Genomic DNA, 24,483 nt, shown 5'->3' on the forward strand with positions numbered 1-24,483 from the left:
TTTTATTTGAAAATCAAAAGCGAGAAAATAAGTTCAATAGTGAACGTGATTGATAAATAAAAAATATTTTTTTCTTAGATAGTTCAAAAAATGCTTATAGCTAAATAACTTTATAATATCAAGGTTTATCTTTGGTTTTAAAACTGTGAAAAAAATCACAAAAAACTATTTACAACTAAAATAAATTATTGTATGATACATATGTGAAATAATTAACAAACAAATGTGATACCCACTAGGAGGAAGACAATGGCTAAGACATTGGAAAAAGAACAAGTAAAAACGATCGACGTGCAAGCAATGATCGATGATCTTGCAACAAAAGCAAATGTAGCCCTAAAGGAAATGGAAGACTTTGATCAAGCGAAAGTGGACCATATCGTACATGAAATGGCAATGGCTGCCTTAGATCAACATATGCCTCTAGCAAAAATGGCAGTTGAAGAAACTGGTCGTGGTATTTATGAAGATAAAGCAATTAAAAATATGTATGCTTCAGAGTATATTTGGAATAGCATTAAACATGATAAAACAGTTGGTGTAATTAATGAGGACGTTCAAAAAGGATTAATCGAAATTGCTGAACCAGTCGGAGTTGTTTGTGGTGTAACACCAACGACTAACCCAACTTCAACAACGATTTTCAAATCAATGATTGCATTGAAAACAAGAAATCCAATCGTGTTTGCTTTCCATCCAAGTGCACAAAAATCTTCTGCAGAAGCAGCACGTGTTGTTCGTGATGCGGCAATCGCAGCTGGTGCACCAGAAAACTGTATCCAATGGATCGAGCATCCATCAATTGATGCAACTTCAATGTTGATGAACCATCCTGGAATTGCAATTGTTTTAGCAACAGGTGGAGCAGGAATGGTTAAATCTGCTTATTCAACTGGGAAACCAGCTTTAGGAGTTGGACCAGGTAACGTGCCAGCATACATTGAAAAAACAGCAAAAGTAAAACGTGCAGTGAACGATTTGATCGTATCAAAAACATTTGATAACGGAATGATTTGTGCGTCTGAACAAGCAGTAATTGTTGATAAAGAAATTTATGCAGCTGTAAAAGCAGAATTTCAAGCGCATCAAGTGTACTTCGTAAAACCAAGCGAACTAGCAAAATTAGAAGATGCAGTGATGAATGAAGGTAAGTATGCTGTTAACCCAGCAATCGTTGGACATTCAGCAATGGAAATTGCTAAATTAGCAGGTATCAAAGTACCAGAAGGAACAAAAATGTTAATTGCTGAATTAGAAGGTGTAGGTGCTGATTACCCACTTTCACGTGAAAAATTATCACCAGTTTTAGCAATGGTTAAAGCAAACAATACAGACCATGCATTTGAATTATGTGAAGGTATGTTAAATCTTGGTGGACTAGGACATACAGCTGTTATTCATTCAGAAAATGAAGATTTACACGTGAAATTTGGTTTACGAATGAAAGCTTGTCGTATTCTAGTTAACACACCATCAGCTGAAGGCGGAATTGGTAATATCTACAATGAAATGATTCCTTCATTAACTTTAGGTTGTGGTTCTTATGGTAAAAATTCTGTTTCTCGTAATGTATCTGCTGTCAACTTAATCAACGTCAAAACTGTAGCGAAACGGAGAAATAACATGCAATGGTTCAAATTACCACCAAAAATCTTCTTTGAAAAGAATTCATTACTTTACTTAGAAAAAATGGAAAATGTTGAACGTGTCATGATCGTTTGTGACCCAGGAATGGTCCAATTTGGTTACTGTGATACAGTTCGTGAAGTACTTGCTCGCCGTAAAAACGACGTAAAAATTGAAGTTTTCTCTGATGTTGAGCCAAACCCTTCAACAGATACTGTTTACGCTGGAACAAAACTAATGGCTGATTTTAAACCTGATACAGTAATCGCATTAGGTGGTGGATCTGCAATGGATGCTGCCAAAGGAATGTGGATGTTCTATGAACACCCAGATACTTCTTTCTTTGGAGCAAAACAAAAATTCTTGGATATTCGTAAACGTACGTACAAAATTGCAAAACCTGAAAAAACTCAATTTGTATGTATTCCAACAACTTCAGGAACAGGTTCAGAAGTAACGCCATTTGCAGTTATCACTGATAGCGACACACATGTTAAGTACCCATTAGCAGACTATGCATTAACACCAGATGTTGCAATTGTTGATCCACAATTTGTTATGTCAGTTCCTGCCTCTGTAACTGCAGATACTGGTATGGATGTCTTGACTCACGCAATTGAATCATATGTATCTGTCATGGCATCTGATTACACTCGTGGTTTAAGTTTGCAAGCAATCAAGTTAGTCTTTGATTATTTAGAAAAATCAGTAAAAACACCTGATATGGAATCACGTGAAAAAATGCATAATGCGTCAACGATGGCTGGTATGGCGTTTGCAAATGCGTTCCTAGGAATTTGTCATTCAATCGCCCACAAAATTGGTGGAGAATATGGTATTCCTCATGGACGTACAAATGCAATCTTGTTACCACACATTATTCGTTACAATGCGAAAGATCCACAAAAACACGCAATGTTCCCTAAATATGACTACTTCCGTGCAGATACAGATTATGCAGATATTGCTAAATTCTTAGGTCTAAAAGGCGAAACAACTGCTGAATTAGTAGATGCATTAGCAAAAGCTGTTTATGAATTAGGTCAAAACGTAGGTATCGATATGAACTTGAAAGCACAAGGTGTGACACAAGAAACACTTGATACAACAGTTGATCGTATGGCTGAATTAGCTTACGAAGACCAATGTACAACTGCTAATCCAAAAGAACCATTAATTAGTGAATTAAAACAAATCATTATTGATGCTTACAAAGCTTAATAATTACCACTAGTTAGCGTACGGCTGGCAGCTGTTCGCTACATGAATCCCCCACACAAATTTCCGCTCAAATTTGTGTGGGGGATTTAAAATCATATTGATTCATATAAGTTTGTCTGGATGATTCTCTCATTCAGACAATTTTTTTATGTAAAGATAAAAATATGTGTTCCAATATGTACCTTTAGAATTACTTTGAAAAAATCCTTGTCTAACAAAAAAGAGAGAAACATTTCAAGGATCACTTAGCTATAAATTATTAGGATATGTAAAAATTTAAAACATAAGAGCAATTTTAGATATTTTTTCTCAATTAGAAATCGCAGATGAAAAATTATAGGAAGACTTTGCTCGAACGCCGATTAACCAAAAATGGTGGACGTATATGGCTCCTTTTATGGAAACCAATGACGAGGATTCGCCTGTGGCACAAGAACTAACTCCTGTATTTGAAGTTTGAATCAGTCGTACTATTAAAATCAAAAGTTTTCCGTTATAATTTTCCTATAAAGAAACGGGAGTGTGCAATATGGAAAATAAAAAACCTTACGGAACTGTTTTGATTAAGGCATCAACTATTTTAGATTACTTAGCAGAAGCGCCAGATTCTTCATTACAAGCAATTGCTAAAGGCACGGGAATGACTGCTTCAACTGCTTTAAAAATTTTAGATACATTAACTTTAATAGGATATACAAATAAAAACTCGGAGAAAAATTATCGTTTAGGTAGTAAATTTATCCGTTATGCGAACAAAAGTATTGAGGAACAAGATTTAGTGGAAGCAACGCGTCCGTATCTTGAACAACTCCAAGACACGATTGATGAAACCATTCATCTAGGAATTTTAAATAATGAAGAAATTTTATATGTCAATAAACTAGAAGCGAAAAACCAAACGATCCGAATGTCGTCCAAAATCGGTGTGACTAGACCACTCTATAGTTCTGCTATGGGAAAAGCTGTATTAGCTGAGTTTGATGAGAACCAATATGATACATACTTAACGAAACATCCGCTAGTTCCATTTACTGAATACACGATTACTAATCCACTGCGTTTAAAAAGCGAGATTGAAAAAGTACAGCAGTCCAAAATTGCTTACGATGATGAAGAAATGGAACAAGATATTTTTTGTATCGGTGCAGCTATTGTCAAAAATAATGAAATTATTGGTGCATTTAGTATCAGTATGCCTAAATATCGTTTAACAGGCGAAATTAAAAATCAAATTGTTGCAGCAGTAAAGCAAACGAAACAAAAAATAGAAGAAACATTAACAAAAAAATGAAAAAGCGTTTGCATTTTTTCTTTTCTCCTTTATAATACGAGTATAGATTTCCAAATTATAAAACTTAATTTCTAAATAGGAAATAAGGGGTGGAGAAAATGAAAAAAATTGAAATTTTATCTCGATTGAAAAATGCTGGTGTGATTGCTGTAGTTCGTGGAAAAACGAGTGAAGAAGCACTGAATGCTTGTCATGCAATTATCAAAGGTGGCTTAACGGGCATCGAACTTACGTTTACCGTGCCACAAGCTGACCAAGTAATCAAAGAACTTTTAGCAACTTATCAAGAACGAGAAGAGATTGTCATTGGTGCTGGAACAGTGTTAGATGCGGTTACTGCTCGTTTAGCAATTTTAGCTGGTGCAGAATATATTGTGAGCCCATGTTTTGATAAAGAAACAGCAGAGCTATGTAATTTGTACCAAGTACCTTATTTACCAGGTTGTATGACGATTGATGAAATCAAAACAGCACTGAAGAGTGGGGTTGATATTGTGAAATTATTTCCTGGCAGTGCATTTGGTCCAAGTATTGTTTCCGCATTCAAAGCACCTATGCCACAAGTCAACATTATGCCAACTGGTGGTGTAAGCTTAGAAAATATGCAGGATTGGTTTGATGCAGGTGTGGTAACTGTTGGTGTGGGTGGCAATTTACTTGCGCCGGCTGCTACAGGTGATTTTGAGAAAGTGACAGAAGTAGCTAAGCAGTACGCGGCGAAAATGAAAGAAATCGCGGGGTAATTCATGATGGGAAAAGTGGTAACTCTTGGAGAAATCATGTTGCGATTATCTACAACTCAAGGAACGCGTATCATTAAAAGTGAGCAGTTCAGAGCTGATTATGGTGGCGGTGAAGCTAATGTCGCTATTTCATTAGCAAACTATGGACATGAAACTATTTTTGCTAGTAAAGTTCCGACTCATGCATTAGGCGATGCAGTTCAGAAACATCTTCAAAGTTATGGGGTGTCAACTAATTACTTGTTACGCGGTGGTAAGCGATTAGGGACATATTACATGGAGGCTGGGGTTGGAGAACGAGCGGCCTCGGTAATTTATGATCGAGCAGGTTCCAGCTTTGCGACAATGACGGAAATCGAATGGTCATTAGAAAATTTATTTGAAGGCGTTGACATCTTTCATGTTTCTGGAATCACACCTGCTTTGTCTAGCGAATGGCAGCAGATGACAAAAAAATTGATGGAAGCTGCGAAAGAATCAGGCTGTTTGATTAGTTTTGACATCAATTATCGCGGGAAACTATGGACACAAGCAGAAGCAAGCCGAGTAATCAAGCAATTGTTACCTTTAGTAGACATTTGTTCAGCTGGAGAAATGGATGCGCTTTACTTGTTGGGAGTAGATAAAGCACCAGAAGAAGAAACAGAATCCCTGATTTATTATTATCAAAAAATGCAAGAGAAATTTCCCATGATTAAAGCATTCTATTCAACCAAAAGAAAAGTTTATTCAGCTAGCGCAAATCAATTAGTGGGAACCTTATGGATGGATGAAACTTATTTTGAATCACAAGTTCATGAAATCGAACCGATCGTTGATCGTGTTGGAGGTGGTGATGCTTTTGCTGGCGGAATACTACATGGTATGTTAACGGACATGCCGCCGCAGGAAATAATCAACTTTGCGACAGCTGCGTCCGCGTTAAAACATACGGTTCATGGTGATTGCAATCAATTCAGTCAAGAAGAAGTCACACAATTTTTAACCTGTGGCTCTGGAAAAATTATACGATAGGGAGAGTATTTATTATGCAAGAAATGAAAACACGTTATACACATAGTCCGGAAGATATCCGTCATTATTCAACTGAACAATTAAGAAATGAATTTTTAGTTGAAAAAGTATTTGTTCCTGGAGAAATTCGTTTAACTTATACTCACAATGATCGCATGATCTTTGGCGGAGTGACGCCTACAACAACTACTTTAGAAGTCAAATTAGATAAAGAACTCGGCGTTGACTATTTCTTAGAACGTCGTGAACTAGGTGTCATCAATATTGGTGGTCCAGGTTTTATTGAAATTGATGGACAAAAAGAACCAATGCAAAAACAAGATGGCTACTATATTGGGAAAGAAACGAAAGAAGTGATTTTTTCTTCAGAAGATGCTGAAAACCCAGCAAAATTTTATTTGAGTAGCGCACCAGCCCACCATAAATATCCAAATGTAAAAATTAGTATCGACCAAATCAAGCCAATGGAAACTGGTGAAGGTGTTACCTTGAATGAACGAAAAATTTATCAGTACATTCACCCAAATGTTTGCGAAAGTTGTCAACTTCAAATGGGTTATACAATTTTAGAGCCAGGTAGTGCTTGGAATACCATGCCTTGTCATACGCATGAACGTCGAATGGAAGCTTATGTTTATTTTGATTATGCAAATGAAGACACGCGTGTATTCCATATGATGGGTAAACCAGATGAAACAAAACATTTAGTGGTTGCGAATGAACAAGCAATCATTTCACCAAGTTGGTCAATCCATTCAGGTGTTGGTACAAGTAATTATTCATTTATTTGGGCAATGTGTGGCGAAAATATCACTTATACGGACATGGATATGGTTCAAATGGATCAATTAAAATAAACCAATATAAAGGAGAATCATTATGGATTTTACAATGGATAATTTTCGATTAGATGGAAAAGTTGCACTTGTTACAGGTGCAGTTTATGGGATTGGTTTTGAAATTGCCCGTTCATTAGCATCTGCAGGCGCAACAATCGTTTTTAATAATTTGACGCAAGAATCTGTCGATGAAGGAATCAAACACTATCAAGAAGCTGGTATTGAAGCAAAAGGATATGTTTGTGATGTGACGGATGAAGAAGCTGTTCAAGCGATGACTAAGCAAATCAAAGAAGAGGTTGGCTCGGTAGATATTTTGGTGAACAATGCCGGAATCATCAAACGGACACCAATGATCGAAATGAGTGCTGCTGATTTCCGTCAAGTCATTGATGTTGATTTGAATGCACCATTTATCGTAGCAAAGGCCGTTATCCCAGATATGATTGAAAAGGGTGGCGGAAAAATTATCAATATTTGTTCGATGATGAGTGAGTTAGGTCGTGAAACAGTTAGTGCCTATGCTGCTGCAAAAGGCGGCTTGAAGATGCTAACAAAGAACATTGCTTCTGAGTATGGACAATACAACATTCAATGTAATGGCATTGGCCCTGGATATATTGCGACGCCACAAACAGCACCTCTGAGAGAGCAACAAGAAAATGGTGAACGCCATCCGTTCGATCAATTTATCGTAGGAAGAACACCAGCTGCGCGTTGGGGTGAACCAAGTGATTTAGCTGGACCAGCAATTTTCCTTGCTTCAGGTGCTTCAGATTTTGTTAATGGACACATCCTGTATGTTGATGGCGGTATTTTGGCATACATTGGAAAGCAACCATAGGAAAATAGTCGTGAGATAAAAGAGTATTTCCTTCAATATAAACAAAAAAGTGACTGGGACATTAATCAAAATGATTATGTCCCAGTCACTTTTTTTAGCAACAGTTAGTTTCGTCTGCCATATTTTACTAAGGATATTTCTCTGGCTTCACACCAATCTTTAACAGCACCAGAAAAAATAAGTGATTGATATTTTAACTCATTTGTTGTTCTAGCACCAACTAAAGTATAGAGCAAACGTAGTTCTTCTTGCCATTGTTTAATCAATAAAATCGTTTCTTCTACGCCATGATTCATTAGATGTGTTAAAACTGTACCAGAAGTACCAACGGCTTGAGCCCCTAAGCAAAGAGCTTTGAAAATATCATAGGCAGAACGTATACCACCAGAGGCAAGGATATCAACAGTGGCATTTGCTTCATGTGCCTCGAGTAATGAGGTGACGGTTGATTGTCCCCAATCAGCGAGATAAGTTAATTCACGCTTTTCTCGGCGCGCATTTTCAATCTGAGTAAAGCTAGTCCCACCACGTCCACTGACATCAATTGTTTTGACGCCAATTTGTGCAAGTTGCTCAATTGTTTCACGTGTCATGCCAAAACCGACTTCTTTTACGATTAAAGGTACAGCAATTGTTTGTTGGATTTCTTGAATCAATTCCAACCAGTTTGAAAAATCACGGTCACCTTCAGGCATAACTAACTCTTGTGGGGCGTTGAGATGAATTTGTAAAGCATCTGCATGGAACAATTGAATAGCTTCTTGGGCTTTTTCAACAGAAGTTCCAGCACCGATATTAGCAAGAATCTTTCCTTCAGGGTATTCTTCACGCATCACGGTATAACTGTCAGCTAAGCTGGAATCTTTCAAAGCAGCACTCACTGAACCTGTTGCGATCATCAAATCAGTTTCGCGTGCAACAATTGCAAGGTCACGATTGATTTTTTTTGTTTTTTCACTGCCACCAGTGATAGCGTTGATATAAAACGGACTGGTCAACGTAAAGCCAGCAACAGTCGTCGATAAGTCGACATCAGTTGTTGCTAGCTGGGGCAACGCATTATGAATGAGGTGAACAGCGTCAAATTCATTTTTTTGCTTATTGTGAAAAGCCTTGGCTAATGAAACATGTTCGTCTTTTCGATTCATGATTGATCCTTTCTGCGATAACTATAAACATGAAGTGGAAGTGGTGTGATTTCTGCATTTTCCCATGCACTCATGAGAGGTAAGATGCCGGATTTTTGATCCACGATCACGATTCCACAATCACCACCGCCAGCACCAGAAGACTTAGCGGCTCCTTCATATTCTTCTGCTAAGTTACACAATTCATTTAACGCAGGTGTTTCGATGACCACACCGGTAACGGTAGATAGGTTGCGTAGCAATTGGCGATTTTGCCGAATTTGTTTTTGAATCAGAGCCACATCATCTTGTTTGAATCCTTGAATCATTTGATTGACACAATTTTCACTATTTCTAAGAAATGTTTCGTAAGCCGTTTTTTTATCTTCTCGTGAACGATGGACTTGGTCAACTAAATCAGAAGTAGAAGCTGGACTACCTGTCCAACCAATAAGCAATCGTAAATCTTTTGGTGCCTCAAGGGGCTCAATCGAAAGTCCTGGCCAATCCATTGCAAGTAACTCACTAATTGTCTGCTGTTTTTCTTGTTGCTGAACCCAACGATGATCAAAAGTAGAAAAAGCAATCCAACCACCATAACAACTAGCGGCAATATCTCCGCAAGAACCGTTGTCTTGAACAGCTAGATTTGCTAAAGCAGCAATTTTGAAAATTTCTAACTGGCTTAGGTGCAAATCATAAAAAATATTTAATGCTTTAACAGTTGCGACCGTAACAGCACCGCTTGAACCAAGACCATATTTTCGGCCATTTGAACTATCTAGCTCGCTGGTTACCTTCAAGTCATAAAAAGAAAGCAAACTATTTTTTTCTTGTGCGTATTTTTCAGTTAACCGAATTGCTGCCAGAATGTAGTGAAATGGATTTTCTCGAATATCTAAAACTAATTCACCATTTCTTCTAGTCCAACGAATCGGCATCTCACTATATTGTGCAGACTGGATACTTCCCACTTTTCTAGCCGCTTCGACTGTTACCGTGACAAATTGGTCAACCGCCACGATGATGGCAGGGTGCCCAGTTTCTACAACTGCATATTCACCAGCAATGTAAAGCTTTCCTGGTGCAGATACTTCAATCATAAAAATCTCCCTTTACTTGATAATCGTAATTCCAGAACCTGCTTGGGCTGAAACTACTTGTTTTTCACTAAATAAATGATTACAAGCTGTTTTAACTGCAGCTAAATGTTTTTTCTCGACTAAAATTTTTACATTTGGTCCAGCATCCATTGTAAAGTAACACGGAACGCCTTGCTTTCTCAAATCACGGACTGCTTGCATTGCTTTTAAACTATCAGGAGACCAGTAAGTAAACGGTGGGTTCGCTGCTAGTGTAGTGCCATGCATCTTTAATGCGTTTCGTTCCATTGTTTCCCCTAAAGATTGAAAATTTTTGTCAGTAATGGCTTGCTTTAACTGCGCTAAATCTGCATCTAGGGAGTCAAGCCAGCCTTGATAAAAGCTTGAAGTTTCAACTGTGCGACGCATGCCATCACGACTAGAAACGTCTTTTTGCTGATCGTTTAGTAATAAAAAGACCATGGCTAAATCATCTTCAAAATGATCGGAAGGGATTTGCTTTGCGTAGGAGGTAAAATCGTCAACCCCTTTTTCCCATTCCACAAATCCGCCGTAAATACTACGACACGCTGAACCAGAGCCCCGACGAGCTAATCGAGATAATCCTGCGTTATCTAAGCCTAATTGAAGTGCCTCATTACAAGCACCAGCTAATGCAGCTAAGCCACTTGCGGAGGAAGCAAGTCCAGCAGCTGTAGGAACAAAATTTTGACTGATAACTTGCGCATTGAGCGTTGTTTGGCCTTTTTCTCGTACAAGATCAAGAAAAGTGCTGATTTTTTTCGTTGCTTTTTCGTCTTGTTGCTCACCATCCAAATAAAATTTATCCTTAGTAAAAGTATCAGAGAAGATGACTTCTGTTTCGGTGTAAAAAGCATCTAGTGTAAGAGATAAACTATTATTCATTGGTAAAATGAATTCCTCATCTTTTTTCCCCCAATACTTGATGAGTGCAATATTCGTGTAAGCACGAGCTTTTCCTTTAAACATGGGTATGTACTCCTAATCCTTGAATCCAAGTAGCTACAGCACCGGCATCTTCCAGAGCTGTACAAATCGCTTGGGCTTCTGTTTTTGTTTTGGCAAGAGCGAGCATACAACCACCGCGTCCGCCTCCAGTTAATTTCGCTCCTAGAGCACCAGCATCTAACGCTGTTTCAATCAATAGGTCTAGAAAATGATTACTGATTGTTAATTCTCTTAATGTAACTTGTGCCTGATTCATGACTTGCGCTAAATTTTCGGGATTGTTTTGGATGATTGCTTGTTTTGCTTTTTGTGTGAGTTGTCCTAATTGTTGAATTTTTTGTCCAGTCTTGTGTGAGTCTTTTTCAAATAAATGAGCGACGTCTTTAACAGCTTCCCGCGTTTGTCCTTTGATCCCAGTATCAGCAACAATCAAAAAAGCATCCAAGTTGATTGTGAAATACTCGAAAGGTTGCCCTTTGATAAAATAGATTGGGTTATGACTACTTGTAGCGGCAGCATCGATTCCACTTGGGTTGCCATGAGCAATTTTTTCAGAAATCTGAACATAGCTTAACAATGTTTCATGTGCTAGTGAAAGTGAAAGATAATCATAAAAGGCGCGTGTGATTGCTACTGCAACAGCAGCGCTAGAACCCATTCCGCGTTCAGCAGGAATGGTACTTTCAATGGTGAGGCTGACTGATTCCTTGACACCATGATCCTGTTTTAAATGTGTGACTAAAGCTTTGATATTTTTGAGTGCTTGTGGTGCATGAATCAACTTTCCTACATAATAGGCTGAAAACAATTGATCTTGGGTAACATCTTCAGTTAACGTTTCAAATTTTGCAGTGACTTTCGTTGCATAAAATGGAAAGGCAATTGCTGGTTCGCCGTATACAACGGCATGTTCACCCATCAAGATAATTTTTCCGCTTGATTCCCCTTGGCCATAGTTTGCCATAACTTAACTCCTTTTCCTCACATAACAGTAACTTTTAGACAAAAAATAAAGCGCCCTAAATAGTTGCGCTACTCAACGAGAATTTGGTTTGATGATGTGAAAAAGAGCAAACCAAAAATCATTTCCTCCCTATTTTACTAAATCCGCTCAATAAGTAAAACCAAGAATGCGTTTTCTGTCAAAAAATCACTGTTTTCTTAAGAATTTTTTTGAGTTTTTTTTCGAAGGGCGTTCAATAAATTCCATTTGACACTACTAGATATTGGGGGTATATTTAGAAAGATTGAAAAACACATACAATATTTAGTAATGAAGTGAGTTGGAGGTAAATGAGCGTGATCGTTTTAGCTGGTACAATTGGTGCAGGAAAGTCAAGTTTAACAGAAATGATAGCTGAAGAATTTAATAGTCAGGCTTTTTATGAATCAATTGATGATAATGAAGTGTTACCTTTGTTTTATGCTAACCCTGAGCAATATGCTTTTTTATTACAAATTTATTTTTTAAATAAACGTTTTGCAAGTATTAAACAAGCAATGAAAGATGATAACAACGTTTTGGACCGTTCAATCTATGAAGATTCTTTATTATTCCATTTGAATGCAGATTTAGGAAGAGCGACAGAAACAGAAGTGCGTGTCTATGATGAATTACTAGAAAATATGATGGAAGAGCTACCTTATGCAGCCCACAAAAAAAATCCTGATTTACTGATTCATATTCGAGTTTCTTTTGATACAATGTTGGAACGAATCGAGAAACGTGGTCGTTCATATGAGCAATTATCTTTTGACCCATCGTTATATGATTATTATCAAGAATTGAATCGTCGTTATGATCAATGGTACGAAAACTACAATGAAAGTCCTAAAATTCAAATTGATGGAGATCGCTACAATTTTGTCGAAGATCCACAAGCAAAAGATGAAGTGGTCCGAATCGTGAAAGAAAAATTAGCCGAAATCCGTCAAGAACAATTTGTATATTAAATAAATACTATTCAAGCAATGGCTTTTACCTTGTTTGAATAGTTTTTTTCTTTATACTGTTAAGAGAAAGTGTTATGAGGAGGTCAATAATGAGTAATAAACGTTTTTTTAATTCTGACCAAAATTTTTGGCTAAATATTCAACGTGACAATGTTATTGGTGTTAAAAACTTAAAAGAAGAGTATAAATTAAGCGACGAGATGCTAACTTACTCTCTCGATAAAAACGAACGCGCACGGGTAGAATATGATGTGCTTGATGAGGCAATGCTTCTTGTCTACAATGTTCCTCACCAAAGGAAAAGTGAAAATCATTATGAAACAACACCGATGGCCTTTATTTTGAAAGAGAACGGTATTTTTACATTTACTACAGAAAATACTGGTTATGTAGTACGTCTCATGGAATCATTGCTACAACGCACACCTAACATGAGTGTCTATAGCTTGCTATTTCAAACTTTATTTTTGATTTCAGATTCCTTTTTCCCATTAGTTGAAGAAGTGAATAGCGAGCGACAACGCTTAAATCAAAAGTTACGAGAAAAAACAAGTAATCAAAACTTATTGCAATTATCTGACTTAGAAATCGGACTAGTTTATTTAGTCACAGGGACAAAACAAAATGCTGTGTTGATTGAGCAGATAAAAGCTTTAGCTATTTATCGTAAAATGTCTGAAGGCGAAAAGGAACAATTGGATGACGCATTGATTGAAGCCAAGCAGGCAGTCGAGATGACGAATCTGGCATCACAAATTTTAGACCAGTTATCTGGAACTTATAATAACTTGTTGAATAACAACCTAAATGACACGATGAAATTCTTAACTGTCTGGTCATTATTGTTGACCGTTCCGACGATCGTCACTGGTTTTTTTGGAATGAACTTACAGTTACCATTTACTCACTCTGTGTTTGGTTGGGGAATTGCGCTGGTCATCAGTCTGATTTTATCCGTTTGGATGTTAATTGCTTTATGGCGCCGAATTAAATAAATTATTCTTCAATGATAAGTCCCAAACTAGCTGCGATGACTAAAGCTTGTTCTTGGTCGACTGATAAACCAGAGAGATTTTCTAGAGAAAGTGCAATTTTAGTAAAGTCATTTGTTCTAAAATCCAATGCTTTTAGAGGTGTACGGAACCAATTAGATCCCGTAAGCTGATTGTTGAGCAGGGATAAGTTTTTCCATCGAACTTCATAAAATTCGGTGTCTTCTAGTTGACAGTCAGAAAAGCGGACAGTTTTCAAATTCGTGTTGCTGAAAGAGGCCATCGAAGCTAAACATTCATTGAATGAGCAATCACGAAGATAGCCTTCCGCAAAATTTGTTCCGGTTAACTTGCATTGTTGAAAAGTTACTTGGTGAAAACTGGCACCAATCCATTCTAAATTGGAAAAATCACAGTGGTCGAAAATGACATTGCTACATTCAAAACTTTCCAAAATAGTTTTTTGCATGGTTAATTTTTGAATGTGGCTGTCTCTTATAATCAAATTTTTTGCGGATAAATAACTTTGGTCGCTATCTTTGACTAAAAGATTTGAAAAGAGTTCTTCATCTTCTAAATAAAAGTCGCCTTCCTCTAGGTGAGATAAGATAGGTGCAATAGGATCATTCTTTTTCATAGGTTGCCTCCAAATTATTTTCTTATCTTAAAGATAAATAAAATAAAGAGAAAATGCTAGGATATCTTTTTAAAATAGGTCCTTTATTTTAGATAAAGAGTTGACATGTTCAAGTAAATTTGATAAACTAGTGAAGTTGAGAAATAAAAGCAGAAGCACGCGCTTCTCGCCTTAGTTGATATAGTCGCTGGGCTAGATAGTTTTCGCCGATTCTTTAGGTGGATTATGCGCGGGTTCTGATAAAAAGAACTCGTTTTTTTATTACCGAAAATTCGGTAAGCTTTTCTTTCTCTCATAATATTTGGAGGTGAATGACCATAGCAAAGGATATGATGGTTAACGACGGCATTCGTGCACGAGAATTACGATTGATCGGTTCAGAAGGCGAGCAGTTAGGTGTTAAAACAAAAGCAGAAGCATTACAGATTGCTGAACAAGCAAACTTGGATCTTGTGTTAGTTGCCCCAGGTGCGAAACCACCAGTTGCGCGAATCATGGATTACGGGAAATTCCGTTTTGAACAACAGAAAAAAGACCGTGAAGCGCGTAAAAAACAAAAAGTGATCAATGTTAAAGAGGTACGTTTAAGTCCGACAATTGACGTAAATGACTTCAATACAAAACTTCGTAATGCACGTAAGTTCTTAGAAAAAGGCGATAAAGTGAAAGCTTCTATCCGTTTTAAAGGCCGTGCCATTACCCATAAAGAGATTGGTCAAAAAGTCTTAAATCGCTTAGCTGAAGAAACTGCTGATATTGCAACAGTGGAACAAAAAGCGAAAATGGACGGACGCAGCATGTTCTTGACGCTGGCACCGAAAAACGACAGTAAGTAATTTGAATGACTAACTGATTGTTGAACAGTCAATGGTCGGATAACGAAAGATTTTGAGGAGGAAATATAGTCATGCCAAAACAAAAAACACACCGCGGATCAGCAAAACGATTCAAACGTACTGGTAAAGGCGGATTGAAACGTTACCGCGCGTTTACAAGTCACCGTTTCCACGGCAAAACAAAAAAACAACGCCGTCAATTGCGTAAAGCACGTATGGTTGCTAGTGGCGATTTTAAACGTATCCGTCAACAACTAGCAAAAATGAAATAAGCAACGCAAATTTAGAAAAATTTCAATGAGAAGATTTATTTTTAGGAGGAATTAAACATGGCACGTGTTAAAGGTGGAACAGTAACTCGTAAACGTCGTAAAAAAATGCTAAAATTAGCAAAAGGTTACTACGGTTCAAAACACACTTTATTTAAAACAGCAAAAGAACAAGTAATGAATTCATACAACTACGCATATCGCGATCGTCGTCAAAAGAAACGCGACTTCCGCAAATTATGGATTGCTCGTATCAACGCAGCAGCTCGTATGAATGGCTTAAGCTACTCAAAATTAATGCACGGTTTGAAATTGGCTGAAATCGACATCAACCGTAAAATGTTAGCTGACCTTGCTGTTAACGATGCAGCAGCTTTTACTGCATTAGCTGACCAAGCAAAAGACGCTTTAGCTAAATAATTCAGATTTTCGTTAAGATTTATTGATGAAATTCTAGTTAAATAACTAAGTTGAAAATCAATTTAGGCAGATACTGCTTAAATTGATTTTTTTTTGTATTTTTTTACCAATTAATGTGAATTGTTATTTTTACATAACCGTTAAGCTGTGTAAAAATTGTGGGAAAGTATCAGTCGATATGTTCTTACAGTCAAGCAATCTATTTACAGAAAACAAAAAATTATTTATTATGTAAATAAACGGTTAACAGGTTAAGGGAGAATAAAATGGCATCCAAGTACGAAACAATCAAACAGGATATTATCAAGAAAATTGAATCAGGAGAATTTAGTGCAGGTGAAAAAATTTACTCCGAAGGTGATTTAAAAAAAATCTATAGTGTCAGTAACACAACGGTTGTAAAAGCACTAAATGATTTGGTAAATGAGGGTTACTTGATTCGTCGCCAAGGAGAAGGAACCTTTGTTAGAAAAAATTTGAAACACAGAAAGGTCTTTTTTTCTGAACAGCTTTCTTTATCAAATGATGCTAAGAAAAAATCAGTTGAAAAAACAATCACCTTGAATTTTGGTCAAGTGAAGGACAAGTTTATCGCACAACAATTAGGGGATAAAACGGGGCAAAGATCGTTAGTGAAAATAAGCCAAATTGCACTGACTAATGGTCGTCCATGGAAAATACAAAACCGTTATCTTTTCCGAGATAAATTAGCAAAAGATTCTTTGGAACGCTGGGTCAATGGCGCAAGCCTGTCAGAAGAACTTGGACTGGTTGGGCACATGTCGAATCTTCCGATGTCGATGGAAGTTCGAACAATTTTATTAAGAGAAGGAATGGAAGAACTTGAACCACTAAAACTGATTGAGAAACGTTTTGGTGAAGAGGAGAGCTATTCGTTATTTGATATTAGACGTTTGATTTCAGGAAAGGATGGCGTACCGATTGAGTACAGTCGAAGCTTTATTCATCCAGATTTTTATCAAATTGAAATTGTTGGGGAATAACTTTTTATTTTTAAAATAGTTAAATGACTCAAGCACTGAGAAGTTAACAATCTTCTTCAGTGCTTTTTTGTGTATCAAAAAATAAAATACGTAAACTATTTTTAGTTTCAAAAAAAGAAAGGGTTTACAAAAAATGAAAAATAAGCTAAGATATTTTTACACCGGTTAACACGTTAAGTGATGGAGGGATTTTTTTGAAAGAAAAAAAGAAAGAAAAGTTATTGTCTAGTGAGAGATACTTTGGTCAAGGGTTACTTTCGGAAGAAGTGATTGATCAAGCGATAGCTGATGCGGTGAAAAAAGTTAAAAAAAATATTTTTCAATTGAAGGACCAGTATCCTACACCAGCGACTAAAAATAATTCATATATGCCAATGGCTAATACGGAATGGACAAATGGTTTTTGGACAGGTATTCTCTGGCTTTGCTATGAGGTCACGCAAGATGAAGACTTTAAAAAAATTGCAGAAAAAAATGTTCAAAGTTTTATTCATCGAATGGATCAGGATATTGAAATTGATCATCATGATTTAGGTTTCCTGTATAGCCTATCTTGTGTGAGTGCCTACAAACTTGTAGGTGATGAGCAAGCAAAGCAAGTGTCTTTAAAGGCGGCAGAAAAATTATTGTCACGTTACCAAGAAAAAGGTCAATTTATTCAAGCTTGGGGAGAGCTAGGGAAACAAGATAATTATCGCTTGATTGTCGACTGCCTTTTAAATATTCCCTTACTTTTTTGGGCGACAGAAGTTACTGAAGATAAAAAGTATCGTGAAGTTGCAGTCAGACACTATCATACGACCATTGAACACGCGATTCGTGAAGATTCTTCTGCCTATCATACGTTCTTTTTTGATACGAAAGAAGGACTACCTTTGTATGGAAAAACACGTCAAGGCTATTCAGATTCGTCGAGTTGGGCACGTGGACAATCTTGGTTAATTTATGGAATTGCACTTTTTCGTTCATATTGTTCGAATGAACAGAATACTGAATTATTTGAAGCAGTCACAAATTATTTCTTAAATCGGCTACCAAAAGATTTCGTTAGTTATTGGGATTTGATTTTTACAGATGGATCCAATCAGCCTAGAGATACTTCTGCAACAGCCATTGCGATTTGTGGAATGAATTTGATGGATAGGTTTTTACCCGAAGCAAATCAATCCAAATTAGTTTACAAGTATGCGCAACATTCAATGCTGAAAAGTTTAATAGAACATTACACAGATTCTAAAACGGAAGGGATTACAGCTTTAATGAATGAAGGTGTGTATTCATGGCATAGTGGCAAAGGAGTAAATGAAGGGAATATTTGGGGAGATTATTTTTACTTGGAGGCTTTAGTTCGATTCAAAAAAGATTGGAAAATGTATTGGTAAAGCAAGAATAGGAGGGGAAAATATGGATAAACCAAATGTAAAAATGGTACGAGTAGATGCGCGTTTAATCCATGGACAAGGGCAATTATGGATTAAAAGTTTAGGAGTTAATTTAGTTATTTGCGCGAATGATAAGGCAGCTGAAGATAACGTACAACAAATGTTAATGAAAACAGTCTTACCTCAAGATATCAATGTCCGCTTTTGGACCATTGCACGTACTGCTGAAGTGATCTGGAAAGCAGCGCCTCATCAAACGATTTTTGTAGTTGTCGAAAATCTCCATGATGCACTAAAACTTTGTGAGTTGGGTTTTCCAATGGAACAATTAAATATTGGCAATATTCATGCTGCTGAAGGAAAAGAAAAAATTTCTCAATTTATCTATTTGGGTGAAGAAGATAAAAACGACTTGAGAAAATTGAAGAATGAACACCATGTGACGTTTACTACCAAAACTTCACCGATGTCTAATGATGGCTCTCAGCATTTAGATACATTAATGGAAAAAATTAAAAACAGTTAATTTAGAGAGGAAATAAAAAATGGAGATTACATTAGTACAAGGAATACTTATAGGATTAATTACTGCGTTTTGCTATTCTGGGCAATTATTGGGAATCTATACGAACCGAGCATTGGTCATGTCCTTTTTTGTTGGCGTTGTTTTAGGTGATATTCCGACTGCTTTGAAATTTGGGGCACTAGCTGAGCTAGCTTATATGGGATTTGGCGTAGGTGCGGGTGGAACAGTTCCGCCAAATCCAGTTGGTCCGGGAATTGTTGGAACGATTATGGCAATCACGTTGAAAGATCAAGGCGTAACCGCTGAGTCTGCGTTGGCATTGTCATTTCCATTTGCCGTTTTATTTCAATTAGTGACGACTGCATTATATACATTCTTTTCAGGAAGTGCTAAGTGGTCTAAAAATGCTATTGAAAGTGGACAATTTAAAAAATTCACGCTTATCGCTCACTCAACCTACATTGCTTTTGCTTTAGCAGGTTTTCTCATTGGGATACTTGCAGCATTAAGCCGACCTGGATTACAAGCATTTGTGGAAGCGCTACCCGAATGGCTGATTAATGGCTTCTCAGTAGCTGGCGGACTTATCCCAGCGATTGGTTTTGCAATGATTATGTCGGTTATGTTAGAAAAGAGTTTGATTCCGTATGTGTTGTTAGGCTATGTCTGTGTAGCGTATCTTGAGTTACCCACAATGGCAGTCGCGATGGTCGGTGCAGTTTTTGCACTGATTCAGTATTATGGGAAAGATAAGACACCTGTTGGGGAAAAAAGCTTAGTAGCGAATAATCAAACTTTGTTGGATGAAGAGGAGGACTTCAGTAATGGAATCTAAAAAACTTAAATTGACACAAAAAGATTATATGACGACTGCTCTTCGGTCATACTTTTTACAAAATGCGTTCAACTATACCTCTTATCAAGGTGTGAGTTATTTAAATACAATTATGCCTGCGTTAAAGAAAATCTATAAAGATGATCCAGAAAAGTTAAAAGAAACGGCCACTGCAAATTTAGAATTTTATAATACAAATCCTCAAATGGTGCCATTTATTACTAGTATGCAGTTAGCAATGTATGATAATGATCAAAGTATTTCAGATACGCGTAGTATTAAAATGGCGCTCATGGGCCCGATGTCAGGAATTGGAGATTCTATTGCTCAGTTTGGGATTGCGCCCTTATTCTCAACGTTATTTGCGGGCTTAGCCTTAGACGGCCTAGGTTTTGCTCCAATGGGCTTCTGGTTCTCAATGGTTGTAACAATGTTAGCAATTAAAATCCTCATGGGGTATCTGGGATTCAAATTAGGCACTAGTGTTATCGAAACATTAAGTGACCGAATTGGAAAAATCTCTGCTGCGGCAAATATTGTGGGGGTAACAGTAATTTCGGGTTTAGCTACATCTTTTGTAAAAGCTAATATTGCTATTCAGTATGCTAGTAAAGTGGAGTCAGGAGAAAAACAAGTAATTGCTATTCAAGACATCTTGGATAAAATTATGCCCAATATGTTAGCTGTTCTACTTACTATCCTTGTATTTTATCTGATTAAAAAGAAAAAATGGAACACGTATCAGCTATTAATACTGTTATTTGCAATTGGTATCTTGGCATCTGTATTTGGTATTTTGGCATAGATAAATTGAAGTTTCTTAAGGAAAAGGCGAGAAGTTTCCTTTTATTTTAGAAAATATTGTTTTTCTTTCGCCATAAGTTCTTCAAGTGATTAGCTATAAAAATTATTTATGTTTAGGTGGTTAAAGTTAAAAAGGAGAAGATAGTGGACTTTCAAAGAATTGAGATATACCAACAGAAATTTTTTAAAGATGATTGGGTTTCAAATTATGTTGAGCAACAGGAAAAATTTTTAGAGCCACTTTTTGATCGAGTGGATTTTTTAATGAAAGATCAAATTGTTTACACAGATGCGATGGACATGGAAGCATGCTCGACGCCTTACTCATTGAAGGACTTTGGTTGGAATAAGTTCCCAGAAGAAGATCCAGAATGGCTATTTATGTTGAGTAGACATGGGTTTATGGTAGATTTAGCGCAAGGTTATCTATTAACAAAAGAGAAGCATTTCATAGAAAAGTGGACAACGCTACTGTTGGATTTCATCACGAGCTGTGAAAGAGCTAATCCAGCGAATGAAAATAGTTGGCGTCCACTAGATACTGGGCTACGTTTAACTAACTGGATGAAGAGCCTAACTTATTTGCCTGTTGCACACCTGAAAAATACAAAAATCGAGAGAATGTTACAGAAATCAATTCAAGATCATTTGGTATTTTTAGAGAATAGTTATATTGATAAATATCGTCTGAGTAATTGGGGTGTTCTAGCAATCGGCGGTATGGCTGCGGTAGATTTGTTTTTCCCCGATTTAGTAACAGAGGAACAAAGAACGTTAATTTGGAAGCGATTAGTAGAACAACTAGATTTACAATTTTATGATGATGGGGTGCACTGGGAGCAAAGCCCACTCTATCAACATGAAGTTATCATAATGTATGCCTATTTATTACAAATTTCAGAGTATCTTGAACAACCACTCCCTATAAATTTAAGGGAAAAATTAACTCAGCCTATTCAAGCCACCTATTATCTAGCTGATAATCAAGAGATGCTTCTTCCCTTAAATGATAGCGATCATGTGGATTTTCACTACGTTTACGCTATTTATCAAAGTTTAGGCTTCTTAAAAAAGGACAAAAGGGATTCAAATCTGGCAGTACTTTGGACAGGAAGCTTGTATACTAGTTCTCCATCAGTAGCGACAAAAATGCCTCCTATTTTTGCTGGTCAAGATAGTGGAATGATGGTGTATAAAGACCAAGACATTTATTTTACGCTCTTTAACGGTCTGCATGGTAGTGGACACGGCCATGCATCTGTAGGAAGCTTTACCTTACAATTACATGGACAAGACATGATTATTGACAGTGGTCGTTATACTTATGTAAACAACAAAAAGAGGATTCAATTAAAGGAAATGGCTGCCCACAATACATTATTTATTGCTAAAGAGCCACATACCATAATTAAGGATACATGGGGATATGATAGACTACCAAAGCCGTTATTTCATAAAATCCGAGAAATTTCAGAAGGTTTTTTTGCTGAATGTGCTTGGTCTTCATGGAATAAGCAAGGATGGACAATATTTGAACGACGTTTTTTATATTTGAAAGAAATAAATTCTTTAATCATTTTGGATAACTTTTCTGGTCAAGAAAATACTGAGATAACTTCTAGCTATAATTTATCGCCGAAAGTTACTTCTCAAAAAATTAACAATCAATTTCATTTAAAAATGAACGCCCAACAGTACAAGATTCATTTTACTGAAGGACAAACGATGCAAGGAATTGCTGAAAGTTCAGAAATATATAATCAACTCACTACACATCAACGAATCGAAAATAAAATTCAGTGTCAAGAAACAGCTACCACTTGGGTAACTGTAATCAGCACCACAGACGTCGAAGTTTCTCCAATAGAAGTCAAACAGGTTGGTGAAACGAAAAAATTTGATCAAGCAATTGGCTTAAGATTGAAAAATCAAAAGGAGAAGTTTGATCTGTTTATGTTGCAAGAGGATATTGTTTGCGGAAATAAACTGCTAGTTAGTGAGTTCAACCAATTCTTTTATGGCCAAATTATTCTGATTGACCAGAATGAGCGAACAACGAGAATAAAATAGAAGAAACACAGGGGGCAGCATATGAAATTTTTAGTAACCGGACATGATGACTTTTCAATTGGATTGAAAAGTGCACTTACGATGATTGCGGGAACACTTGATGATGTAGTAATAGTTCCTTTCAAGGCAGAAGAACAACTTGAGGCTTATCGTACAAAAATTGATTCAGAATTACAGACAAATGATAGCGTCATCTGTTTTACCGATTTATTAGGAGGAACACCGTTTAAAACCTGTGTAGAATTAGCCATTTCAAAAAATCAGGTTTTTGTATTGAGTGGCACGAATTTAGGGATGTTACTTGAAGCAAGTCTGTTAAGAAAATTGGTTAAAGAACCAGCTGAATTGTGCCAGTTAGTGTTGCAGTCGGGTAAAGAGAATATCACATTGTTTAGTCAGAACAAGGATACCTTAGTAGAAGAAATTTCTGAAGCAGGAATCTAGTGTTGTTTATGGGAAATTGATTTTTAATAAACAACCTGGTGGAGTTTGTTTTGATAAATAAAAAAGCCTGCTCATTGTGAAGTGAGACCCAATAGTTAGACCACATACCGACTAGAAAATCTGGTCGGTATTTTTATTATGCTGTTATTCGTTCTCGATACTGAACTGGGCTACAGCCAAGCCTCGTCTTAATTCGACGATGGTTGTAGTAATCAATCCAATCCTCAATTGCTTTTTTTAAGCTTTCAAGACTGGTATATTCAACACCATGATACATTTCTTGCTTTAATAAACCGAAGAAGTTTTCTATCAGTGAGTTGTCCAAACAGTTTCCCTTTCGGGACATGCTTTGAAAAATATTCTTATTTGATAATGGTTTTCTATATTGCTTCAACTGGTAAGCCCAACCTTGGTCAGAGTGGAATGTCCGACGATATGGACAATCTGCGGTGTAGTCAATCGCTTCTTTTTGAGCCTCAAGAATGGCCTTTAACGTTGGTGTCTCTGAAATTCGGTAAGACAAAATTTCCCCATTAAACATATCAAGGAACGGGTTAAGGTACAGTTTTTTGATTACGATTCCCTTCGTATTGTCCCTTTCGTAATACTTAAATTCAGAGGTATCTGTAGTGATTTTTTGATGTGGAACCGATGTATAAAAACGGCGATGAATACGATTTTTCGCCACTTGTCCAACCGTTCCTTTGTAAGAACAGTACTTACGAGATTTTCGTGTGAACTTCGCGCATTTCAGTCCAAGCTTACACATCAATCGGCGGATTTTCTTTTGGTTCACTTTTAGTCCACGCTCATTCAAGACAATTTGAATCCGACGATAGCCATAATTGCCATTGTTTTCTTCGAAAATTTCTGTAATCATTTTTTCTAATGCGGCGTCTGGATTTTCACGGTCAAAGCGCTGTTGCCAATACATATACGTTGCTTTAGGAAATTTCGTCGCTTCAAGGAGAATCCCTAATCGGAACTCTTTTCGGAGTTCGTGGATGATTCGTGCGTCTCGTTCTTGAGTCGATCCGGGATAGTCATCCCTAAAGCTCGGAGCTTTTTTATGAAGGCCAGTTCTGCACGAAGCAGTTCATTCTCTCGTTCCAGTTCCTGCTCGCGCGTCAATGGTTTCTTTGGTGTTTTCATCTTCTTTTTCTTTGTCATAGACGGTCTTCCTTTCGGTTTTGGTGAAAGACCTTCCATGCCTTCGCGTAGAAATACTTGATGCCAGTGCTGGAGTAGGTCTCCAGATGGCAATCCATAGTTCAACGCAACATCAAGGTAAGAGTCACCACTAGTCAAATAATAGTGTATGACATCTTGCTTGAATTGAGAAGAATAAGTTTGTTTGCCTTTCCTTCGATTTAGAGCGCTGAAGCCAAGTCGTTCAACAGTTTTTACCCATTTTTTTACAGTTGAATCTGCTGGAATATGAAAGCGACGAGCCAAGATTCCATAGCCACCTTCACCATTCTGATAAGCTTCGACGACGATTCTTTTAAACTCATAATCATATTTGACCACTAAA

The 24,483-nt window shown here is 37.0% G+C and carries 25 protein-coding genes and 1 other annotated feature; of the genes, 19 read left to right on the forward strand and 6 right to left on the reverse strand.

Features of this window, described 5'->3' with window-relative positions; genetic code table 11:
• Positions 1-249: 249 nt before the first annotated feature.
• From adhE to IGJ93_RS00960, 7 genes are all read left to right on the forward strand, one after another.
• Positions 250-2,847: a bifunctional acetaldehyde-CoA/alcohol dehydrogenase gene (gene adhE, locus IGJ93_RS00930; RefSeq protein WP_086270544.1), complete on the forward strand. Its 2,598-nt coding sequence runs from the start codon at positions 250-252 to the stop codon at positions 2,845-2,847.
• Between the two features lie 361 nt (positions 2,848-3,208).
• The gene (locus IGJ93_RS00935; protein ID WP_071868761.1) at positions 3,209-3,307 is read left to right on the forward strand and encodes an L-rhamnose mutarotase; all 99 of its coding nucleotides are present in this window, start codon (positions 3,209-3,211) and stop codon (positions 3,305-3,307) included.
• 69 nt (positions 3,308-3,376) lie between these two features.
• Entirely contained in the window at positions 3,377-4,138 is a 762-nt protein-coding gene (locus IGJ93_RS00940; protein WP_086270545.1) for an IclR family transcriptional regulator, read from the forward strand.
• 98 nt (positions 4,139-4,236) lie between these two features.
• Positions 4,237-4,881: a bifunctional 4-hydroxy-2-oxoglutarate aldolase/2-dehydro-3-deoxy-phosphogluconate aldolase gene (locus IGJ93_RS00945; protein ID WP_067483320.1), complete on the forward strand. Its 645-nt coding sequence runs from the start codon at positions 4,237-4,239 to the stop codon at positions 4,879-4,881.
• A gap of 6 nt (positions 4,882-4,887) precedes the next feature.
• Positions 4,888-5,895: a sugar kinase gene (locus IGJ93_RS00950; RefSeq protein ID WP_067483318.1), complete on the forward strand. Its 1,008-nt coding sequence runs from the start codon at positions 4,888-4,890 to the stop codon at positions 5,893-5,895.
• A 14-nt stretch (positions 5,896-5,909) separates the two neighbouring features.
• Entirely contained in the window at positions 5,910-6,752 is an 843-nt protein-coding gene (gene kduI / locus IGJ93_RS00955; RefSeq protein WP_067483315.1) for a 5-dehydro-4-deoxy-D-glucuronate isomerase, read from the forward strand.
• A gap of 22 nt (positions 6,753-6,774) precedes the next feature.
• Positions 6,775-7,578, forward strand: a complete 804-nt coding sequence (locus tag IGJ93_RS00960; RefSeq protein ID WP_067483314.1) for a gluconate 5-dehydrogenase — start codon at positions 6,775-6,777, stop codon at positions 7,576-7,578.
• A gap of 104 nt (positions 7,579-7,682) precedes the next feature.
• On the opposite strand, the gene fni is transcribed toward IGJ93_RS00960, so the two are convergent.
• From fni to mvk, 4 genes are read right to left on the reverse strand one after another with little or no spacing between them, the layout of a single operon-like run.
• Entirely contained in the window at positions 7,683-8,726 is a 1,044-nt protein-coding gene (gene fni, locus IGJ93_RS00965; protein WP_071868715.1) for a type 2 isopentenyl-diphosphate Delta-isomerase, read from the reverse strand.
• On the reverse strand, positions 8,723-9,808 hold the full coding sequence (locus IGJ93_RS00970; RefSeq protein WP_067483309.1) for a phosphomevalonate kinase: 1,086 nt from the start codon (positions 9,806-9,808) through the stop codon (positions 8,723-8,725). The genes fni and IGJ93_RS00970 overlap by 4 nt, the downstream gene beginning before the upstream one ends.
• 12 nt (positions 9,809-9,820) lie before the next feature.
• Positions 9,821-10,798, reverse strand: a complete 978-nt coding sequence (mvaD, locus tag IGJ93_RS00975; protein WP_086270547.1) for a diphosphomevalonate decarboxylase — start codon at positions 10,796-10,798, stop codon at positions 9,821-9,823.
• A complete protein-coding gene (gene mvk / locus IGJ93_RS00980) occupies positions 10,791-11,741 on the reverse strand; it encodes a mevalonate kinase (RefSeq protein WP_086270548.1) in 951 nt (316 codons plus the stop codon). The genes mvaD and mvk overlap by 8 nt, the downstream gene beginning before the upstream one ends.
• Positions 11,742-12,070: 329 nt before the next feature.
• Here mvk and IGJ93_RS00985 point away from each other — a divergent pair, with 329 nt between their 5' ends.
• Positions 12,071-12,730: a deoxynucleoside kinase gene (locus tag IGJ93_RS00985; protein ID WP_172843715.1), complete on the forward strand. Its 660-nt coding sequence runs from the start codon at positions 12,071-12,073 to the stop codon at positions 12,728-12,730.
• Positions 12,731-12,819: 89 nt separating this feature from the next.
• A complete protein-coding gene (locus tag IGJ93_RS00990; protein ID WP_075491333.1) occupies positions 12,820-13,725 on the forward strand; it encodes a magnesium transporter CorA family protein in 906 nt (301 codons plus the stop codon).
• Position 13,726: 1 nt separating this feature from the next.
• On the opposite strand, the gene IGJ93_RS00995 is transcribed toward IGJ93_RS00990, so the two are convergent.
• Positions 13,727-14,359 carry a pentapeptide repeat-containing protein gene (locus IGJ93_RS00995; protein ID WP_067483301.1) on the reverse strand — a complete coding sequence of 211 codons (633 nt, stop codon included), beginning with the start codon at positions 14,357-14,359 and terminating at the stop codon, positions 13,727-13,729.
• Positions 14,360-14,500: 141 nt separating this feature from the next.
• Positions 14,501-14,627, forward strand: a sequence feature (ribosomal protein L20 leader region).
• Between the two features lie 43 nt (positions 14,628-14,670).
• On the opposite strand from IGJ93_RS00995, the gene infC reads away from it, so the two are divergent.
• The 10 genes from infC to IGJ93_RS01045 all read left to right on the forward strand — a co-directional run bounded on the left by infC (position 14,671) and on the right by IGJ93_RS01045 (position 22,949).
• Positions 14,671-15,195 carry a translation initiation factor IF-3 gene (infC, locus tag IGJ93_RS01000; RefSeq protein ID WP_067483298.1) on the forward strand — a complete coding sequence of 175 codons (525 nt, stop codon included), beginning with the start codon at positions 14,671-14,673 and terminating at the stop codon, positions 15,193-15,195.
• Between the two features lie 71 nt (positions 15,196-15,266).
• A complete protein-coding gene (gene rpmI / locus IGJ93_RS01005; protein ID WP_067483297.1) occupies positions 15,267-15,467 on the forward strand; it encodes a 50S ribosomal protein L35 in 201 nt (66 codons plus the stop codon).
• Between the two features lie 57 nt (positions 15,468-15,524).
• Entirely contained in the window at positions 15,525-15,884 is a 360-nt protein-coding gene (rplT, locus tag IGJ93_RS01010; RefSeq protein ID WP_067483295.1) for a 50S ribosomal protein L20, read from the forward strand.
• Positions 15,885-16,150: 266 nt separating this feature from the next.
• The gene (locus tag IGJ93_RS01015) at positions 16,151-16,888 is read left to right on the forward strand and encodes a GntR family transcriptional regulator (RefSeq protein WP_075491909.1); all 738 of its coding nucleotides are present in this window, start codon (positions 16,151-16,153) and stop codon (positions 16,886-16,888) included.
• Positions 16,889-17,082: 194 nt separating this feature from the next.
• A complete protein-coding gene (locus tag IGJ93_RS01020; RefSeq protein WP_075491907.1) occupies positions 17,083-18,270 on the forward strand; it encodes a glycoside hydrolase family 88 protein in 1,188 nt (395 codons plus the stop codon).
• A gap of 22 nt (positions 18,271-18,292) precedes the next feature.
• Positions 18,293-18,796, forward strand: coding sequence for a PTS sugar transporter subunit IIB (locus IGJ93_RS01025; protein WP_067483287.1), 504 nt, complete (start codon positions 18,293-18,295; stop codon positions 18,794-18,796).
• Positions 18,797-18,815: 19 nt separating this feature from the next.
• Complete coding sequence (locus IGJ93_RS01030) at positions 18,816-19,631, forward strand: PTS mannose/fructose/sorbose/N-acetylgalactosamine transporter subunit IIC (RefSeq protein WP_067483285.1); 816 nt, start codon at positions 18,816-18,818, stop codon at positions 19,629-19,631.
• Positions 19,621-20,436 (forward strand): PTS system mannose/fructose/sorbose family transporter subunit IID, encoded by an 816-nt coding sequence (locus tag IGJ93_RS01035; protein ID WP_071868546.1) that lies wholly within the window; start codon positions 19,621-19,623, stop codon positions 20,434-20,436. The genes IGJ93_RS01030 and IGJ93_RS01035 overlap by 11 nt, the downstream gene beginning before the upstream one ends.
• Positions 20,437-20,699: 263 nt before the next feature.
• A complete protein-coding gene (locus IGJ93_RS01040) occupies positions 20,700-22,505 on the forward strand; it encodes an alginate lyase family protein (RefSeq protein ID WP_430596968.1) in 1,806 nt (601 codons plus the stop codon).
• Between the two features lie 21 nt (positions 22,506-22,526).
• The gene (locus tag IGJ93_RS01045; RefSeq protein WP_075491903.1) at positions 22,527-22,949 is read left to right on the forward strand and encodes a PTS sugar transporter subunit IIA; all 423 of its coding nucleotides are present in this window, start codon (positions 22,527-22,529) and stop codon (positions 22,947-22,949) included.
• Between the two features lie 136 nt (positions 22,950-23,085).
• Here IGJ93_RS01045 and IGJ93_RS01050 read toward each other — a convergent pair.
• Positions 23,086-24,479 (reverse strand): IS3 family transposase gene (locus tag IGJ93_RS01050; protein WP_095803321.1). Its coding sequence is split into 2 segments (ribosomal slippage): positions 23,086-23,939 and positions 23,939-24,479, totalling 1,395 coding nucleotides; the frame shifts between segments, so codons are not numbered across the junction.
• Positions 24,480-24,483: the final 4 nt, after the last annotated feature.

This window comes from Enterococcus sp. DIV0174, from assembly GCF_050529065.1.
Taxonomy (GTDB): Bacteria; Bacillota; Bacilli; order Lactobacillales; family Enterococcaceae; genus Enterococcus_B; species Enterococcus_B thailandicus.

Bases quoted from the DNA above. Each gene is read 5' to 3' on its own strand.
- IGJ93_RS01035 (WP_071868546.1), top strand. From the start codon at position 19,621: ATGGAATCTAAAAAACTTAAATTGACACAAAAAGATTATATGACGACT.
- rplT (WP_067483295.1), top strand. From the start codon at position 15,525: ATGGCACGTGTTAAAGGTGGAACAGTAACTCGTAAACGTCGTAAAAAA.
- IGJ93_RS01025 (WP_067483287.1), top strand. From the start codon at position 18,293: ATGGATAAACCAAATGTAAAAATGGTACGAGTAGATGCGCGTTTAATC.
- kduI (WP_067483315.1), top strand. From the start codon at position 5,910: ATGCAAGAAATGAAAACACGTTATACACATAGTCCGGAAGATATCCGT.
- adhE (WP_086270544.1), top strand. From the start codon at position 250: ATGGCTAAGACATTGGAAAAAGAACAAGTAAAAACGATCGACGTGCAA.
- IGJ93_RS01030 (WP_067483285.1), top strand. From the start codon at position 18,816: ATGGAGATTACATTAGTACAAGGAATACTTATAGGATTAATTACTGCG.
- mvaD (WP_086270547.1), bottom strand. From the start codon at position 10,798: ATGTTTAAAGGAAAAGCTCGTGCTTACACGAATATTGCACTCATCAAG.
- IGJ93_RS00990 (WP_075491333.1), top strand. From the start codon at position 12,820: ATGAGTAATAAACGTTTTTTTAATTCTGACCAAAATTTTTGGCTAAAT.
- IGJ93_RS00940 (WP_086270545.1), top strand. From the start codon at position 3,377: ATGGAAAATAAAAAACCTTACGGAACTGTTTTGATTAAGGCATCAACT.
- rpmI (WP_067483297.1), top strand. From the start codon at position 15,267: ATGCCAAAACAAAAAACACACCGCGGATCAGCAAAACGATTCAAACGT.
- IGJ93_RS01045 (WP_075491903.1), top strand. From the start codon at position 22,527: ATGAAATTTTTAGTAACCGGACATGATGACTTTTCAATTGGATTGAAA.
- IGJ93_RS01040 (WP_430596968.1), top strand. From the start codon at position 20,700: ATGAAAGATCAAATTGTTTACACAGATGCGATGGACATGGAAGCATGC.
- IGJ93_RS01015 (WP_075491909.1), top strand. From the start codon at position 16,151: ATGGCATCCAAGTACGAAACAATCAAACAGGATATTATCAAGAAAATT.
- IGJ93_RS00995 (WP_067483301.1), bottom strand. From the start codon at position 14,359: ATGAAAAAGAATGATCCTATTGCACCTATCTTATCTCACCTAGAGGAA.
- IGJ93_RS00945 (WP_067483320.1), top strand. From the start codon at position 4,237: ATGAAAAAAATTGAAATTTTATCTCGATTGAAAAATGCTGGTGTGATT.
- IGJ93_RS00970 (WP_067483309.1), bottom strand. From the start codon at position 9,808: ATGATTGAAGTATCTGCACCAGGAAAGCTTTACATTGCTGGTGAATAT.
- fni (WP_071868715.1), bottom strand. From the start codon at position 8,726: ATGAATCGAAAAGACGAACATGTTTCATTAGCCAAGGCTTTTCACAAT.
- mvk (WP_086270548.1), bottom strand. From the start codon at position 11,741: ATGGCAAACTATGGCCAAGGGGAATCAAGCGGAAAAATTATCTTGATG.
- infC (WP_067483298.1), top strand. From the start codon at position 14,671: ATGACCATAGCAAAGGATATGATGGTTAACGACGGCATTCGTGCACGA.
- IGJ93_RS00985 (WP_172843715.1), top strand. From the start codon at position 12,071: ATGAGCGTGATCGTTTTAGCTGGTACAATTGGTGCAGGAAAGTCAAGT.
- IGJ93_RS00950 (WP_067483318.1), top strand. From the start codon at position 4,888: ATGGGAAAAGTGGTAACTCTTGGAGAAATCATGTTGCGATTATCTACA.
- IGJ93_RS00960 (WP_067483314.1), top strand. From the start codon at position 6,775: ATGGATTTTACAATGGATAATTTTCGATTAGATGGAAAAGTTGCACTT.